The organism is Novosphingobium sp. B-7 (assembly GCF_000410615.1).
Classification (GTDB): Bacteria; Pseudomonadota; Alphaproteobacteria; order Sphingomonadales; family Sphingomonadaceae; genus Novosphingobium; species Novosphingobium capsulatum.
Map to the genome: position 1 here is coordinate 1 of NZ_KE148316.1, position 439 is coordinate 439.

Annotated in this window: 1 protein-coding gene and 1 pseudogene; both read left to right on the forward strand. The window is 72.7% G+C overall.

Annotation, left to right across the window (positions count from 1 at the left end):
- Positions 1–264: pseudogene (locus H926_RS0109950) on the forward strand (ATP-binding cassette domain-containing protein); the annotation flags it as partial.
- Positions 261–439, forward strand: a 179-nt coding sequence (locus H926_RS34600; RefSeq protein WP_043608942.1) for a heme exporter protein CcmB, incomplete at its 3' end; no start/stop codon positions are given. The pseudogene H926_RS0109950 and the gene H926_RS34600, both read left to right, overlap by 4 nt.

The following is a 439-nucleotide window of genomic DNA, read 5'->3' on the forward strand; positions in this document are numbered from 1 at the left end:
TCCACCGGGCAGAAGAAGCGCGCCGCGCTGGCGCGCCTGGCTGCGGCGCAGGCGCCGATCTGGCTGCTCGACGAACCGCTCAATGGCCTCGACACGGCCTGGGCGGCCAGGGCCCAAGCCGCGATCGAGGCGCACCGTGCCGCGGGGGGCCTGGTGATCATCGCCTCGCACCAGCCGCTGGCGCTGGCCGGGGTGCAGACCCTGGCCATGGCCGATCACGTGCCCGCGCTACAAAGCGATGATGGCGATGGAGACTGGGCATGATCGCGCGCATCTGGCCGATCTTCCGCCGTGATCTGGCGCTGCTGCTGCGCGGCGCGCAGGGGCGGGGCGGGGCTGCGCTGCCGCTGCTGTTCTTCCTGGCCGTGGCGATGCTCTATCCCTTTGCCGTGGGGCCGGATGCGCGCCTGCTGGCTCGCACCGGGGCTGGCGTGATCTG